Annotated in this window: 15 protein-coding genes; 8 read left to right on the forward strand and 7 right to left on the reverse strand. The window is 66.6% G+C overall.

What is annotated here, in order from left to right:
- Positions 1-105: 105 nt before the first annotated feature.
- Genes IU448_RS00605 through IU448_RS00625 form a run of 5 tightly spaced genes read right to left on the reverse strand, consistent with a single transcriptional unit; the run spans position 106 to position 5,704 of the window.
- The gene (locus IU448_RS00605) at positions 106-1,131 is read right to left on the reverse strand and encodes an ABC transporter ATP-binding protein (protein ID WP_195053530.1); all 1,026 of its coding nucleotides are present in this window, start codon (positions 1,129-1,131) and stop codon (positions 106-108) included.
- A complete protein-coding gene (locus IU448_RS00610) occupies positions 1,131-2,264 on the reverse strand; it encodes an ABC transporter ATP-binding protein (RefSeq protein ID WP_324188473.1) in 1,134 nt (377 codons plus the stop codon). Before IU448_RS00610 ends, IU448_RS00605 begins: the two co-directional genes overlap by 1 nt.
- Positions 2,261-3,172: an ABC transporter permease gene (locus IU448_RS00615; protein ID WP_195053531.1), complete on the reverse strand. Its 912-nt coding sequence runs from the start codon at positions 3,170-3,172 to the stop codon at positions 2,261-2,263. The genes IU448_RS00610 and IU448_RS00615 overlap by 4 nt, the downstream gene beginning before the upstream one ends.
- Entirely contained in the window at positions 3,169-4,116 is a 948-nt protein-coding gene (locus tag IU448_RS00620; RefSeq protein WP_195053532.1) for an ABC transporter permease, read from the reverse strand. Before IU448_RS00620 ends, IU448_RS00615 begins: the two co-directional genes overlap by 4 nt.
- A 55-nt stretch (positions 4,117-4,171) precedes the next feature.
- Positions 4,172-5,704 carry an ABC transporter substrate-binding protein gene (locus tag IU448_RS00625; protein ID WP_195053533.1) on the reverse strand — a complete coding sequence of 511 codons (1,533 nt, stop codon included), beginning with the start codon at positions 5,702-5,704 and terminating at the stop codon, positions 4,172-4,174.
- A 481-nt stretch (positions 5,705-6,185) separates the two neighbouring features.
- On the opposite strand from IU448_RS00625, the gene IU448_RS00630 reads away from it, so the two are divergent.
- Entirely contained in the window at positions 6,186-6,968 is a 783-nt protein-coding gene (locus IU448_RS00630) for a hypothetical protein (protein WP_195053534.1), read from the forward strand.
- On the opposite strand, the gene IU448_RS00635 is transcribed toward IU448_RS00630, so the two are convergent.
- Positions 6,946-8,406 carry an MFS transporter gene (locus IU448_RS00635; protein WP_195053535.1) on the reverse strand — a complete coding sequence of 487 codons (1,461 nt, stop codon included), beginning with the start codon at positions 8,404-8,406 and terminating at the stop codon, positions 6,946-6,948. The genes IU448_RS00630 and IU448_RS00635 overlap by 23 nt on opposite strands.
- 288 nt (positions 8,407-8,694) lie before the next feature.
- On the opposite strand from IU448_RS00635, the gene IU448_RS00640 reads away from it, so the two are divergent.
- The gene (locus IU448_RS00640) at positions 8,695-8,967 is read left to right on the forward strand and encodes a hypothetical protein (protein WP_195053536.1); all 273 of its coding nucleotides are present in this window, start codon (positions 8,695-8,697) and stop codon (positions 8,965-8,967) included.
- A gap of 89 nt (positions 8,968-9,056) precedes the next feature.
- On the opposite strand, the gene IU448_RS00645 is transcribed toward IU448_RS00640, so the two are convergent.
- Positions 9,057-9,332 (reverse strand): hypothetical protein, encoded by a 276-nt coding sequence (locus IU448_RS00645; RefSeq protein ID WP_195053537.1) that lies wholly within the window; start codon positions 9,330-9,332, stop codon positions 9,057-9,059.
- 453 nt (positions 9,333-9,785) lie between these two features.
- Between IU448_RS00645 and IU448_RS00650 the strand changes: the two genes are divergently transcribed.
- The 6 genes from IU448_RS00650 to IU448_RS00675 all read left to right on the forward strand — a co-directional run bounded on the left by IU448_RS00650 (position 9,786) and on the right by IU448_RS00675 (position 15,946).
- Entirely contained in the window at positions 9,786-10,733 is a 948-nt protein-coding gene (locus tag IU448_RS00650) for an SMP-30/gluconolactonase/LRE family protein (RefSeq protein WP_195053538.1), read from the forward strand.
- A gap of 34 nt (positions 10,734-10,767) precedes the next feature.
- Positions 10,768-11,673 carry an SDR family NAD(P)-dependent oxidoreductase gene (locus IU448_RS00655; RefSeq protein ID WP_195053539.1) on the forward strand — a complete coding sequence of 302 codons (906 nt, stop codon included), beginning with the start codon at positions 10,768-10,770 and terminating at the stop codon, positions 11,671-11,673.
- Between the two features lie 34 nt (positions 11,674-11,707).
- Entirely contained in the window at positions 11,708-12,946 is a 1,239-nt protein-coding gene (locus tag IU448_RS00660) for a cytochrome P450 (RefSeq protein ID WP_195053540.1), read from the forward strand.
- A 9-nt stretch (positions 12,947-12,955) separates the two neighbouring features.
- On the forward strand, positions 12,956-13,276 hold the full coding sequence (locus IU448_RS00665; RefSeq protein ID WP_195053541.1) for a 2Fe-2S iron-sulfur cluster-binding protein: 321 nt from the start codon (positions 12,956-12,958) through the stop codon (positions 13,274-13,276).
- A gap of 3 nt (positions 13,277-13,279) precedes the next feature.
- Positions 13,280-14,563 carry an NAD(P)/FAD-dependent oxidoreductase gene (locus tag IU448_RS28650; RefSeq protein ID WP_195053542.1) on the forward strand — a complete coding sequence of 428 codons (1,284 nt, stop codon included), beginning with the start codon at positions 13,280-13,282 and terminating at the stop codon, positions 14,561-14,563.
- A 264-nt stretch (positions 14,564-14,827) separates the two neighbouring features.
- Positions 14,828-15,946: a terpene synthase family protein gene (locus IU448_RS00675; RefSeq protein ID WP_195053543.1), complete on the forward strand. Its 1,119-nt coding sequence runs from the start codon at positions 14,828-14,830 to the stop codon at positions 15,944-15,946.
- The last annotated feature ends 89 nt before the right edge of the window (positions 15,947-16,035 follow it).

A 16,035-nucleotide genomic window follows, 5' to 3' on the forward strand; every position in this document is an offset into this window, starting at 1 on the left:
GAGTACTCAGGTCAGGTGTCCGACCCGGCCCGCTGCGATGAAACGACCGGTATTCGGCCACCGGCAGCGTGTGGGCAACCTATGCGGTGGCCACGGACTCGGTCGCTATGTGTTCGCGGGGGACTCGGTGCTCTCCAACGGTTCCGCCGGGAAATGGCACGCGACATAGTGCTGGGGACGTACTTCGCGAATCTCCGGCTCGGATTCGGCGCACAACGCGGTGGCCTGCGGGCAGCGGGTGCGGAAGCGGCAGCCCGAGGGCGGGTCGTGCGGTGAGGGCAGATCACCCGACAAGGTGAGCGTGCCCGGTGCGACCTCGGGGTCGGGCTCGGGCACCGCCGACAGTAACGCGGCGGTGTACGGGTGCGCCGGTTGCGCATAGAGCGAATCGGGTGGGGCGACCTCGCAGATCTTGCCGAGATACATGACGACCACTCGATCGCTGATGTTCTTGACTACCGCGAGATCGTGGGCGATGAACAGCAGCGTCAGATCGTAGCGGTCCTTCATATCCTCGAGCAGGTTGAGAATCTGCGCCTGGACGGAAACGTCGAGGGCCGAGACCGGCTCATCGCAGATCACCACTTCCGGCTCGACGACCATCGCGCGGGCGATGGAGATCCGCTGGCACTGGCCGCCGGAGAACTCGTGTGGCCGCCGGTCGCCGGCGGTTTCCGGGTCGAGGCCGACCGCATCGAGGATCTCCTCGACCAGCGCGGCACGCCGCGTGCCGCTGTGCCGGCGGGCGACTTCCAGACCCTCGGCCACGATATGGCGGACCTTGCGCAGCGGATTCAACGACGAGATCGGATCCTGGAAGATCATCTGGATCGGCCGGCGCACCGAACGCAGTTTCCGTGCCGATTTCGTGGTCAGATCGTCGCCCTTGAACAGCACCTGGCCCGATGTGGGCGGCGGAAGCTGCATGATCGCCTTGGCCAGGGTCGATTTCCCACATCCGGATTCACCGACGAGACCGAGCGTTTCCCCGCGGCGGATATCCAGGCTGATATCCGAGACCGCATGTACCTTGCCCGAGCGGGCCGTATCGTATTCGACCACGAGATTCCGGACGCTGAGCACCACGTCGGTGTCGTCGGGGCGCAGGTGGGCAGTTCCTGTTCCGGCCATCAGAGCACACTCCTCGAGTCCAGGGGCAGTCCGGCGGCCGAGGTGCCCGCTGCCGTATTCGTCGCCAGGGCCGCCCCGCCTTCGGGGGTGCCCGCCGGATAGAAACAGGCGAAGCGGTGCCGCGGCCCCTCATCGGACGCGGCGGTCAGGCGAGGTGTTTCGGTCAGGCATCGCGGCCGGGCGTACCGGCAGCGCGGTGCGAACGCGCAGCCGGGAGGCGGGTCGACGATGGTGGGCGGCCGGCCGGGAATGGCCTCCAGTCGGGTGTGGCTGGGTGCGGCCAGTCGCGGAATGGAGCGCAGCAGCGCTTGCGTGTAGGGATGCCGGGTCGCGCGGAACAGTTCCGCGGTCGGCGCCTGTTCGACGATCCGGCCCGCGTACATCACGGCGATCTCATCGGTGCGCCCAGCCACGACCCCGAGGTCATGGGTGATGAGTACCATCGCCATCTTGTTCTCCCGCTGCAACCGGGCCAGGAGCGTCAGAATCTGGTGCTGCACCGTCACATCGAGCGCCGTGGTGGGTTCGTCGGCGATCAGCAGCCGTGGCGAACACGCGAGTGCCAGGGCGATCACCACGCGTTGCCGCATACCGCCGGAGAGGTTGTGCGGATACTGGCGGAGGCGGTTGCGCGCGTCCGGTATACCCACCGAGGTGAGTAGTTCCGCCGCGCGTTGCGCGGCGTCGGCTCGCGTCAGGGGAAGGTGCCGGCGCAGGGTTTCGGTGAGCTGAGCTCCGATGGTGAGCACGGGGGTCAGTGCGGTCATGGGGTCCTGGAAGACCATGGCTATCCGGGATCCCCAGAGCGCGCGCGCTTCCGCACGGTCGAGGGCGGCGGTATCGCGTCCCTCGATCTCGATCCGGGAGCCGGGCCGGATCGTGCTGTTGCGCGGGAGAATATTCATCACCGTGCGCGCGAGTACCGATTTACCCGAGCCGGATTCGCCGACGATGCCGAGTGTAGTGCCGGGGGCGACCGTCAGATCGACTCCGTCGACCGCGCGGACCATACCGCGCGGGGTGTCGAACCATACCCGCAGGCCGGTGACGGCGAGTGCAGGGGGCGTGGCGGCGCCTCCAGGCCCCGGAGTTGTTGCAACAGCCGCAGCCTCGACCTTGTCAAGAGATGTCACAGTGACGACTCCCGTCCGATGCGGTCACGTGCCCAGTCGCCGGTGAGATTGAGCGAAAGCACGGTGAGAAAGAAGAATGCTCCGGGAACGAGTACGAGATAGGGGGTTTCGTACAGACTTTCCCGGCCCGCCGCGATCATTCCGCCCCAGCTCGGCGCCGGTGGCGGTACCCCGAGACCGAGGAAGCTCAGCGAGCCCTCGGCCACCACCAGCGATGCCGCGACGACAATCGCGAACGAGAACACCGGAAGCGCCACGTTCGGCAGAATTTCGCGGACGAGAATGCGGAACGTGCTCGCGCCCAGCGATTTCGACGCGGTGACGAACTCCCGGCTCGCGAAGGCGATGGTGTTCGCCCGGGCAATCCGGGCGAACGTCGGCATCCCGACCAGGGCCAGACCGACGACCAGCGTGCCGATACTGGGCTCCATCACCGCCACCAAAGCGATGAGCAGAATCAGTGGCGGGAACGCGAGGATCGTATTGGTGCCGATATCGAAGCTCACATCGACCTTCCGGCGGAAGAATCCGGCAGCCAGACCGAATGCGGTCCCCACGGCCAGTGCCAGCAGTGTCGCGCCGATCGCCACGGACAGCGATATCTGGGCACCGTGGACCACCCGGCTCAGGAGATCTCGTCCGAGCGGGTCGGTGCCCAGGATATGCGCGGCCTCCCGGAACGGGGGAATCGAATACTGATCGGTGATCTTCGCCGGATCCGGTAGCGGCAGCATCGGCGCTGCCACGGCGGCGAGCGTGATCGCGATGAGCCAGATCGCGCCGGCGAGAGCACCGATATTCCGGCGCCGGCTACGGCGAGCGGGCGGTGCGGCCGCGTCCGGCCGGCCGGCCGCTGTTTCCGGCTCGATCCGATCGGAAGCAGCCGGTTTCACAGTAGTTGTGCTCATGACGTTCTCACTCTCGGATCGAGCAAGGGGTATGCCAGGTCGACCAGTGCGTTGATCAGGACATATCCCACGGCGACCACCAGGACGATGCCCTGGACGAGCAGGTAGTCCCGCGAGTTGATCGCGGTGATCACGAGGGACCCCAACCCGGGCAGCGCGAAAATGGATTCGACGATCACCGTCCCGCCGATCAGCCGCCCCATCGACACACCGAGGACGGTGAGCAGCGAGAAGGCCGATGGTCGCAAGGCGTGGACGAACAGGATCCGGCCGGTGGGAATACCGCGGGCCCGCGCCGACAGGACGAAATCCTGCTGCAGCGTGGCGACCATATCGTTGCGCAGCAACCGGATGAAGGCGACGGCCTCGATGGCGGCGAGCGTGGCGACGGGCAGTATCAGGCCACTGACATGCGGACCCAGACCTTCGGACAGCGGCGTCCAGCCCAGTACCGGAAGTGCCTGAAACGTCACCGCGAATACGAAGACGAGCAGCACTCCCAGCAGAAAACTGGGAATCGACAACGTCACCGAGCAGAGAAAAGTCGTGATCCGATCCGCCGCGCCGCCCGGACGGTAGCCGGCCCAGACGCCGAGCGGCACCGCCACCACCAGCGCCACGAGGATCGACAGGCCCGCCAGTTCGAGTGTGACGGGCAGGCGTTCCAGAATGGCTTCGGTCACCGGCACCTGCGACTGCATCGACCTCCCGAGGTCGCCCTGCAGCGCCGAGCCCAGCCATTCGAAATAGCGCTGCAGCAGCGGTCCGTTCAGGCCGAACCGTTCGGCGGCTGCCGCGCGCATCTCCGGTGTGGCGCCCTCCGGCAACAAGGTCGCCAACGGGTCGCCGGGAATCATCTCCAGCAGCAGGAAGGTCGAAATGCTGACCAAGGCCAGTACAGCGAGCAGTTTCGCGAGGTACGCGGCCAGTACGCGCCGGGTCACCGATCTGCCCCCCGGGACCGTGCCGGGTAGGCGCTCGAGTTCTTCATATCGGACCTCACTCCTGTATCCACGCCGTTTCTGGGCGCATCCAGTACTGGTACGCCACTTCGACGCCGTAGACCTCCGGGCGCAGCAGCAGGCTCGTTTTCGACGGCCGCCAATACCGGTAGGCGGTGGTGTCCACGAGTTCCCGGATCGCGGTCCGGTAGGCGTCGTCGACGACGGCGGGGTCTGCGGAGGTATGTGTCAGCTCCAGCGCCCGGTCCACGATCGGGTTCGAATACTTCGCCGAGTTACCGGAACCTTTCGTATGGAAGATCCGGTACAGGTTCTCGGGGTGCGCGGTGCCGAGCGAGGAAAGGATCAGATCGTAGTTGCCGGAAACCAGCGCGGTGGCGTAACCGGCGCCGTCCAGTGGTTCGATGACGATCTCGAGGCCGTCCGCCTGCTGCAGTTGAGCCTGCAGGACCTCGGCCACCCGGGTCAGGACCGGGCTGCCGGCAGTGGTGATATACGACAGCACGACCTTCTCGCCGCCGTGGCGGGCACGGTAACGGTCCACGAGCTGTTTAGCGCCGGCGACGTCCTTCTCCGGCCACTTCGCTGCCTCGTCGAAGAGCGGATGCCCCTCGGGCATGAAGTAGTCGGCGCCCTCGTCGCCCGGGAAGGCCGCTGCCAGGATCTGATCGTTGTCTATCAGCTTCCCGATAGCGGTACGCAGATCGGGATCGGCCAGGGTGCCCTGGCTGCTGAGGCGAACCCCGTTCCCGCCGAGCAGCGTCGCGTCGACGACCTCCATACCGGCTTCCCGGGCGCGGTCGGCATATCTGTCGCTGACCACCACCATGACATCCACTTCGTCGGCCTGTAATGCGTTGTAGCGCTGATCGTCGGCGGGAATCGTTTTGTAGACGAATCGGTCCAGATACGGCCGCGGACTGTCCCAGTAGCCGGGGTTTCGTTCGAGGACCAGCTCGGTGCCGCGGGCCCAGGAGACGAAAACGAACGGTCCGGCACCCACCGGGGCGGTAGCGAAATCCGCGCCTTTGCGTTCGATGGCGGTCGGCGAGCCGACGAATGCCAGTGATTCGGTGAGTTGATACGGAAGCTGGTGGTTGACCTCCGCGGAGGTAACGGCCAAGGTCGATGCGTCGACGACCTTCCAGGTCATGGTCTTCGCAGCGGCCCGGCTGGGGGAGAGCTTGCTCGGATCCAGTGCCCGTTCCCAGTTGAAGGCCACCGCGGCGGCGTCGAACGGCGTGCCGTCGGTGAAGGTCACGCCCGGGCGGAGTTTCAGGGTCCAGTGTTTGCCGTCTTCGCTGGTGAACGATTCCGCCATGCCCGGAATCACTTCGCGGGTATCGGCGTCGTAATAGAGCAGAGCTCCGTAGATCGCCTGGCAGGGGCCGAGCCCGATGCCGACAGCGCAGGTCACCGGATCCACGGACTGGGATTCGGTATTCCAGGCCAGCGTCACCGTCCCGCCGTGCCGGGGGGCACCGGCCGGCTGACGTTGCACGGTGGCGACGCCGGCGCACGCCGTGAGCAGCAGTGCCGCGGCGGCCACCACGCCCAGAGCGGATGTCATACGGTCTCTGATTCGCAAGGAATGACTCCTTTGTCATGGTGGAGCGGGCAATGCCGCAGATCGTGCGCTGTCGTCCTGGTCAGTGGGTCGATCGCGCCGGACGCCCGGAGCGCAGGGACGGGGCGAATTGCCGTGTGGCGGCGTCTCGGATCACTCCGCGAGAGCTGAGAGCATTACGCCACCGGTCACCATTCGGGGCCAGAGCATGTTCCGTTCAGCGGGAGAAGGGCCGATACCGGAAGGAAACGGGCGTAGGGGTGCGCTTGCCCGCACACCGAACCGGTCCCGCCGTCCGGTGCCCGATCGGAATGCCCATTCAGTGGAAAGTCCACCTGCCGTTTTGCGCTCCCAGGGCGATGATCGAGATCGGTGGCGTATCGCGCAGTGGCGTCCGCCGGCCACCGACGGCGCGCAACGTCACTTCCGGTGCCGGCCACCGGAAACCACTGGAAATTGTCCACCGAAGGGATCGGCAGGCTATATGTTCTCCGAACACGCGTTCTTCTCGTTCATCGATCTCACCGATCCCAGCGTGCACCGCGAATACAACGAATGGCATCAGCTCGACCACCGTCCGGAGAACCTGCTGCTACCGGGCGTCGCCTTCGGTGATCGGTGGGCCAGGCCGGCCGAGTACGCCGCACTGGACCGGTCATCGTCGCCGGAGCTCGCCGAGATCGACTATGTGGCGATGTACTGGTTTCGCCCGCCTTATGAGGAGAGCGTCGTGGCATGGACCAAACTGGGCGAGGATTCGTTCCAGTGGGGCCGGGGGCCGCAACTGCCGGGCGTCGAGCGGCCGCTGCTCGGCTTCTTCACACCGGTGAAGGGATATGCGGCACCGCGTATCGGGGTCTCGGCGGACGCACTGCCCTTCCGGCCCAATCGCGGGTTGCATCTCACCGTCACCCATTTCGCGGAACCACACGGAGCCGACGTCCACGAACAGTTCCGCTGGGACGATCGCGTCGGAATCCCCGCGCTGCTCGAATGCCCGGGAGTGGCGGGCGCGTGGACCTTCTCGCTGCATTCGATGCAGAAGCATCCCAGCCTGCCGCTCGGTGCCGGAAACCGTGAGTTCGCGCCGGGTTCGGTCCGTATTCGCCTGTTGTACCTGGACGACGACCCGGCTGAGGTGACTCGTTCGGTGACGGAGGCGGAGCGCGAACTCGCTGCCCGGGACGACCTCGCGTCGCGGCCGGTCGCCGGGGAGACGTTGTTCGACAGTCCGCTACGGACGATCATTCCCTGGCAGGACTGGTAACCGTTCGCTGGGTGCGCCGGCCTGCGAGGAGCAGGCCGGCGAGGACCGCAGCGGTTGCGGTGGTCGCGGCCGCTATCCAGAACATGGTGGAGAAGGCCGTCTCGCCGGGATAGTGTCCGCCGCCGATCGTGATGGTCCAGGTGCCGGTCGCGGCAGCCATGGTGGCGCTGGCCGTGGAGGTACCCACCGACTGGAGCAGAGCGCTGATACTGGTGGCCGAAGCCGACCGGGACATCGGGACCGACGTCATGATCAGGGTGGGGACGGTGGCGATGGTGAGTGACAGGCCGACCCCGACGACAACGGCGCCGCCCAGCATCTGCCACGGTTCCCGGCTGAAGGGTACGCGGAGCGTGAACGCGACAGCCAGTTCGATCGCTGCCAGCAGCAGAACCGGTTGTGGGCCGAAGCGGGCGATGGCGCGCGCCGCGACCGGTGCCGTGACTATTCCGACGAGCGCGATGGGCATGAGCCAGAATCCTGCCTCCAGTACGCTCATTCCCGCGCCGTACCCCGTCTCGGTGGGGAGCTGCAGCAACTGCGTGGTGAGCAGGATATTGCTGAACAGTGCGAAGCCGACGAGCAGCGCGCAGAGGTTCACCAGCAGCAGCGGTGGCCGTGCTGCCACGCGCAGATCCACCAGAGGTGTCCCGGAACGGAGTTGCAGCGGCACCCACGTCGCGAACAGGAGCAGGCTCGTACCGGTCAGGAGCAGTGTCCCGGGATCGGTCCAACCCCACTGACCGCCCTTCGACAGTGGTAGCAGCAGGGTGGTGAGCGCACCGGCGAGCACGACAGCGCCGAGGAAATCGAACCTTTCGCGTGGCCGGGGCGGTGACGGCGGGACGACCTTCGCGACAACCAGCATCAGGACCGACCCGGCCAGCGCTACCGCCCAGAAGATCCAATGCCAGTCCAGGAACGTGACTATCAGGCCGGAAAGGGGTAGTCCCGCGGCGGCGCCGATGGCCATCGAAGCACTCATGGTCGCCACCCCGCCGGGTACCCGGTGCGGTGGTAGCACATCGCGCATCGTCGCCATGGCGACGGGAATCAGCGCCAGGCCGCATCCTTGGACAGCGCGGGCGATGATCAGTGGAATCAAGGCGTCACTGAGCGCGCCGAGGACCGACGCGGCGATCACGAATGTCAGCGTCAGCACGATCAGCAGCTTCTTGCCGAAAATATCCGCGAGGCGTCCGATGAGCGGTGTGACGGCCGCCCCCGTCACCAGCGTCGCGGTCACCAGCCATGACGCGTTACTCGCGGAGGTGCCCAGCAGGGACGGCAGAGCAGGTAGCAGGGGCAGGGCCATCGTCTGCTGCAGCGCCATCAGATTCCCGCAGGCAGCGAGAACCACGACGATCCCGGTTCCGCCGCGGGCAGCAGTGGCAACTGCCGTTGCGGGCCGCACACCGTGCTGCCGGATGCTCACCATCGGCCGGAGCCCTGTTGCTGCGGGCAGGGGCAGAGAGGGCGGTTCGGTGGCATCGTCTCAGCATCGAGCCCGGCCGCGGCCCTCACAAGATATTCCACCGCTGAGTGGAACCCTGTTATCGCTGTGCCGCTGAATGGGAGGGGTCCGGTGCCCGGCCTGCTGGTATGCCATCTTGTGACGCGGCTCATGGTCGGCGTTGCCCAGAGCCGACGTCGTGGCGGGACCGGAACCTCGAGACGCATTCCGTGCGCAGCCGGACACTCGGTGAGTGCAGAAGGATGGATAGTCGTGATCACAACCGACAACGAGAAGGACGCCGCTGTCCGATGCGGCGCCGGTGCGGTGAGACCCGAATACACCGCGGACGTACACGTACGGATCTGGTTGTCCGGGCGCGCTTTCGAATACCTGATCGCGGTAGCAGGAGTCGGCAATCTGGTCGCCGACTGGAAGCGGCAGCGGTGGTGCGGCGCCATCGAGTTCTTCGCGGCGCCGACCTCGGGTGTGCCGCGCATACCCTGTGAACGGCTGTACCTCGGCGGTGCCCGGTCCGGAGAGTAGCCGACGAGCCTCGGACGCCGGCAGGCTCGGGAGCGCTGCAATCCTCTTCTCCAGGACCACCACGGTGGCACTGGAGAAGACGCTCGAGATCACTTCGCGCCGGTGAGATCGACGATCATCTTTCCCCGGTTGCGCCCGGTCAGCAGGCGGATCAGTCCCTCGGGGGCCGCACGCAGACCGTGCAGGGTTTCGTAGCGATACCGCACCGACCCACTGCGCCGCAGCTGCTGCATCTCGGACCGGAAAATTTCGTACTCCGGGTAGTGGTCGTAGACGACGAAACCCTCCAGCCGCAGCCGCTTACGCAGCATCGGACGCAGCGGTGGACCGACGGTGGACTCCGGACCGTTGTATTCGGCGGCCATTCCGCAGATGATGTGCCGGCCGTGTTCCCGGTTGCGCGCTGAGGGTATCGGTCGCCGGGGCGCGGGTGCGGTGGAAACCGGCTCGAATGGCGTTTGAACTGGGGTTTTGCCCATCCCGGAAGACGAGTGCTCCCGCTGAATGGGAGGCCGCCGATCGGCCCCTCGCGCAGACCCTATCGTCCTGTCATGCCACGCGCTTGTGACGCAGTTCACCGACGATGGCGACTCTGTTCGCCGGACCGCGCACATCGCCGCAACCGCCCGTCGCGGGAAGTGGTGAACCGTCGAACCGCCCGGTCGCACCGGGCCCGGGCGGTCCACCCGGAAGCCCGCTCGCTCCGGCCGGACCACCTGTAGTTACGACCCGACCGTTATCCGGGCCCGACCCGACCAGCCCACTGCCGTGGGGGGACGCGCCGGCCCGGCGAACTCTTCACCCGGAAGGCCCGCATCATGACCAACCCTGTCGAAAACGTAGCCGCCGCCGTCGCCGCGGCCGGCGCCCCGACTCGGGGAGCCCACCGAATCTCCTCGGGCTACTCCTGGCCGGAGTGCCCGCGGTGGCACGAGGGCGCCTTCTGGTTCTCCGATATGTACACCGGAACGCTGAAAACACTCGATGCCGACGGCAACGCGACCGTTGTCGTGGATGCGACCGGACGCGCCGCCGCCACCGACGTGCCGATCGTGCTGGGTGGATTCGGCTGGCTGCCGGACGGACGGCTCATCGTGGTATCGATGCACGAGAAGCTGGTGCTGGTACACGGCGGTGGTGCGCCGGACGACCTCGCCGTGTACGCCGATATCTCGCCGTACACGCTGGCCGCCGCCAACGATATGGTCGTCGACGCCGACGGCCGGGCCTACATCACCCAGCTCGGTTTCGATCTGTTCAAAGGCGAAGAGCCGGTGGTCTCCCCGCTGATCGTGGTGGACCCGGACGGTACGGTCTCGACACCGGACAAGGTCGACCCGCTGATGTGCGCCAACGGTATCGCCATCAGCGAAGACGGCACGAAGGTCTACACCGCCGAAGTGATGGCCTCCAAGATCACGGTGATGGATCGAGCCGCGGACGGCACCCTGTCGAACGCACGGGAATTCGCCACCTGTCCGTTCATGCCCGACGGGATCGGCCTCGACTCCGACGGCGGTGTCTGGGCGGCCATGCCGGGCGGCGGCCACGTCGCGCGTTTCACCGACCAGGGACTCACCCACGCGGTGTCGCTGCCACTGGAGGACGGTATCGCCTCGGCCTGTCTGCTCGGTGGCCCGGACCGCAAAACCCTCTACATCACTGTCGGATTCGAGGTCTTCGACTTCGAGAAGTCGGCGCGGGAAGCCCAGGGCACCATCTGGACGGCCGATATCGACCACTCCGGTGGCGCCACCCGCCCCTGACCTGTTCGCAACCCACAGAAATTCCGAGGAAATCATGGCAACACTGGACTTCTCCGACCGCGTCGTCATCGTTACCGGCGCCGGCCGCGGTATCGGCCGCGCCCACGCCGTCCTGCTGGCTTCGCGCGGAGCGTCGGTCGTGGTCGGCGATCTGGGTGCCCGGATCGACGGCTCCGGCGTCGACGGCGACAACCCGGCCGCGGAGGTCGTCGCGGAGATCACCGCTGCCGGCGGCAGAGCGGTCGCCTGCACCGGTGACGTGTCCACCGAAGACGGTGCCCGTGCGCTGGTCGATGCGGCGGTCGGTTCCTTCGGCGGGCTGACCTCTGTCGTCAACAACGCCGGGATCGTCCGGGCGGCGCCGTTCGCCGAGGTACCGGACGAGGAGTACCAGCGGCATCTCGACGTCCACTACTTCGGTTCCCTGCGGGTCATCCGAGCCGCCTGGCCGCATCTGTTGCGGGCCGAGGCGCCGCGGATCGTGAACACCATTTCCCAGGCGATGCTCGGCAATCCGGGGATGTCGCACTACGGCGGGTCCAAGGGGGCGCTGTTCGGCCTGACCCGCAACCTCGCGCTCGAGGGCCTGGCGGCGGGGATCAAGGTGAACGCGATCGCGCCCGGCGCCGGCACCCGGATGGCCGAGGCCGCCGCGGACACCTTGTCCCCGGAGGTCATGGAGTACATGCGCACGGCACTGCTGCCCGAGCATGTCGCGCCCGTCGTCGCCTATCTGGTGCATCCGTCCTGCGAGGTCACCGGCGAAGTGTTCAACGTGGCGGGCGGCATCGTGAACCGGCTGGCCCTGGTCAACACCGTCGGCATCCACGATCCGAGTCTCACCGTCGAATCCGTGGCCGACCGGTTCGACACGATCATGGCGATCACCCCGGAAGCGATTCCGCAGCTGGTCGCTCCCGCGCAGCTGCCGGCCTCCTGAACCACTTCCCACAGCCCCTATTTGGAGTGAGCCGATGAGTACAACCGAGACGGCCGGTAATGCCGTGAGCACCGAATACCCGTTCCCGCCGGTATCGCCGGACGAGGCGCTGGACCGCTATCACGCCATCGCCGCCGACCGGCCGATGACCAAGATGACCATGCCGTTCGGCGGTGACGTCTGGGTGATCCACCGCAATGCCGCGGCACGCGAGATGTTGAGCGACGGGCGGTTCGTCCGCGAACCGTTCCGGACCGGCGAACGGGTGGTGCCGTATTTCGTCGAGTTTCCCGATTTCCTGAAAACCACCCTGCAGTTCGAGGACCCGCCGCATCACACCAAACTGCGGAAGCTGGTGCAGCGCTCGATCTCCCCGAAACGGGTCAAGGCGATGCGTGATTCGGCGGTGGAATTCGCCAACCACCTCATCGACGAGATGGTCGCCAAAGGCGCGCCGACGAATCTGGTGCACGACTATGCGGTGGCGCTGCCGATCCAGATGCTGGCCAATCTGCTCGGCGTCCCGCCCGAGGACCGGCCGAAGTTCCAGAAGTGGAGTTCTTCGACGCTCGCGGTGGCGAATATGCCCGAGGAAGAAGTCGTGGCCAACATGACCGAACTGGTCGTGTACATGATGGGTCTGATCGAGGAACGCCGTAAGGAACCGCGCGAGGATCTGCTCAGCGATCTGGCCAATGCCCGCGACAAGGACGACAGCCTCACCGACGGCGAAATCCTGCCGATCGCCCTGGTTCTGATCATCGGCGGATTCGACAACACGGCGAACTTCATCTGCGCCGGCGTGCATTCGCTGCTGAGCAACCCCGATCAGCTCGAGCTCTTCCGCGCCGACCCCGACGGTCTGGCGCCGACGACGGTGGAGGAGGTCCTGCGGCACGGCCGGATGGCCGTGGACGGGGATATCGCCGGCGGCGGTGGACTGGTGCCTTTCGTGGCGACCGAGGATGTGGTGATCGACGGGCACACCATCGCCAAAGGCGAGGCGGTGCTGGTCGATCCGGCCGCGGTCAACCACGACGGCGTGGCCATCGACAACGACGGCGTGTTCGATATCCGGCGGGAAAGCAATTCGCACCTCACCCTGAGCTACGGGCTGCACCATTGCCTCGGGGCGCCGCTGGCGCGGATGGAGATGCAGGTCGGTCTTGCCGAACTGTTCAAACGCCTGCCGAACCTGCGGCTGGAGGGTGAGGCCGTTATCGATATGGACAATCTGACGCAGGCGGTCACCGAGCTGCCCGTGTCCTGGTAGGAGCCTGCGATGCCGAAAGTTTTCTACACCCAGCCCGACGGCGAGGTGAAGGTGATCGACGGCGCCGTGGGCGACTCCGTGATGTCGACCGCCGTGAAGAACGGTGTGAAAGGCATTGTCGGACAGTGCGGTGGCACGCTGTCGTGCGCGACCTGCCACGTGTACGTCGAACCCGGCGAACTGGGCAACTTCGCCGACCCCACCGAGGACGAGGACGATATGCTCGAATGCACCGCCTCCGACCGCGAGGACAACTCCCGGCTGTCCTGTCAGCTGACACTGGCCGATGGGGTGGATCTACACGTCACTGTCCCCGATGAACAGGTCTGAGCGGTGACAGAAACGGAAACCGTGCCGGGCGCCGCACCGTCACCGCGCAGCGTCGTGGTGGTGGGCGCCTCGCACGCCGCCGTCCATTTCGCGGACCGCCTACGCGATACCGGCTACGACGGTGCGATCACCCTCATCTCACACGAACCGCGGCTGCCGTATCAGCGGCCGCCGCTGTCCAAGGGATGGTTGAAGGGCGAGACGACCAGTGAATCGCTGCTGCTCCGCGATCCGGCGCACTACGCCGGCAACGAGATCGAACTGCTCACCGGCGCGCGGGTCGAACGGGTGGCTCGCACGCCGGCGGGTGTCCGGATCGAGTTCGCCGACGTAGGCGGCCTGCAGAGGAGGGAGTTCGACCGGTTGGTTCTGGCCACCGGCGCCCGAGCCCGGGCCCTCGATCTTCCCGGGTCCGCCCATCCCGATGTCGTGTGCTTACGCGACCTCGACCACGCCTCCGTACTGGCAGATCGGATCCGTAACGGCCCGATCGTGGTGATCGGTGGCGGATTCGTCGGCCTCGAAGTCGCCGCCACAGCGCGGACCCTGGGCGCGGAGGTGACCGTGATCGAAGCCGGGACACGGCTGCTGGGGCGCGCGGTGGGGGAGACCACTGCGGCAGCATTGCTCGCGGCGCACCGGGCAATGGGCACCGATATCGTGCTGGGCGCGCAGCCTGCAGCGATCGTGGCCGCGGACGAAGAGCTCTGCGGGGTCAGATTGACCGACGGCCGAGTGATCCCGGCCGCAACCGTACTGGTCGGGATCGGGGCCGAGCCGCGTATCGAACTCGCCACCCAGCTCGGCCTGCATTGTGCGGGCGGCGTGGTGGTCGACGACCGGTGCCTGGCTTCCGACGGGTGGACGCTCGCCATCGGCGACTGCACTACCCGAGTGTCGCCCACCACCGGCCGTCACTACCGGCTGGAATCGGTGGACAATGCCACCACTCAGGCCGAGGTAGCGGCAGCGGTACTGGCGGGGAGTACCGCTGCGGCCTCGGCCGCACCGTGGTTCTGGTCGGATCAGGGCGACCAGAAACTCCAGATCGTGGGCCTGACCGGCGATCACTGCACGGTCGTGGTCCGCACCGATCCGGACAAACCGCGCCGCCGGGTCGCGCTGTACTTCACCGGCGACACCTTGGTCGCCGCGGAATGCCTGAACGCGCCCGCGGACTTCGTGGCGCTGCGTGCGGCATTGGGCCGCGGGGATCGGCCGGGGCCGAACATGTTGTCCGACAGCAGTATCCCGCTCAAGAAACTGCTGACACCGGTCCGCGGCTGACCGGGGCCGGGACGCGGAAGCGCCGAGCCGCGGATCGGTCGCGGCGCCGGCCGTCCGGGTTGCGGCGCATACGAACCGCTCAGTGGGAACGTGTCTCGTTGGCGAGTGACGCGGTGCTGCTCGTACTCATCGCATTCAAATCGTTAGCCGTGTGTACCGCGCCCGCCGCGAGGCCGCTACCTCGGGGTGCCCCGGCACCGGGTGACAGTGACTCACCGGTGCACCACACTGAGAGGGTTCGGAATATGCGGGAGGAGAGTCGTCATGGCTTCTCGGTACACAGCGGCGGTCGAACGTGAGATCGACGATATGCGAGCACAATACGAAGTCTGGGTACACACCGGCGAGCCGTGGTCGTTACGCGAACTGTTCAGCACACCGGACTGCGATATCGCAGAGTACTGCGCGCAGTTCCGCCCCAGCGAATTCGGTGCGCAGGCCTGTGACGACGTGGAACGGTACTGCCGGGCGCAGGGTATCTGGCTGGAACCCGGTGGCGCGCATTACAACAGCATGACGCCCTACCTGCATCCGGGGCCGGTCAGCGCGCAGCGGTTGACCGTGATCGGATTGTTCAACGCAATCCTTTTCTGGCTCAACGACACCGTGGGCCGGGAGAAGTACGGCCACCTATCCGAAACCGAGCAGCGGCGGGCTCGCAGTGGACTCGACCGGTTGTGCATCCTACTGGAAAGCCGTGCAGCGCCCGACAATCCGTCGCGGGTCGAAGCGGCGACGGTCGATTTCCTGTCGCGTATCGAGGAGTTGTCGCAGCCACGGTGGCTGGACGAATTCCTCGCCTCGACTGTGGAACATCTGCGGACCGCCATCCGGGATCAGAACGCCCGGGCTCGTGGTGATCTGCTGACCGTCGCGGAGTACATCGATCTACGCGCGCAGGTATCGGGTATGTACCCGGCCATCGCGCTGTGCGAGTTCGGCCGCGACAGCTACCTGGACGGGGAACGGCTGGCGCGGGCCGGGGTGGCTGCGGACCTCCATCGATTACGTGTGCTCACTGCGGAAATCGGTGCCTTGATGAACGATATCTTCTCCTTCGAAAAGGAGTGCATTGCGGACCGGTCGGATTTCAACCTCATTCCGGTCTGCCTGCTGAACACGCCCGGTGCGACCTTGACCGATGCGGTCCGCGCGGCGGGCACCGTGGTACGCGACCGGATCACCGAATTCCGCCGGCGTCACGACGCGCTGGCGGATCGGTGCCGTGAACCGGGTCTTGCCGATACGGATCTCGCCGCGCAACTGCGTGCGCACCTCGCCGACCTCGCGGGTTGTGTCCAGGCGAGCTGGGTCTGGCAGCTGGCCACGACCCGGTACACGGGCGCCGGCATTTTCTCGGAGAACCACCCCCGGCGGGCCTGAGGCCGGTCGATGAGCGATGATGGTGATCATCAAAGGTAGCCACTCCTCCTCTCGGTAGGCGGACGATCCATGGCTGCGATCGGCGCGGT

Source organism: Nocardia flavorosea (assembly GCF_015477805.1).
In the GTDB taxonomy this organism is placed as follows: Bacteria; Actinomycetota; Actinomycetes; order Mycobacteriales; family Mycobacteriaceae; genus Nocardia; species Nocardia flavorosea_A.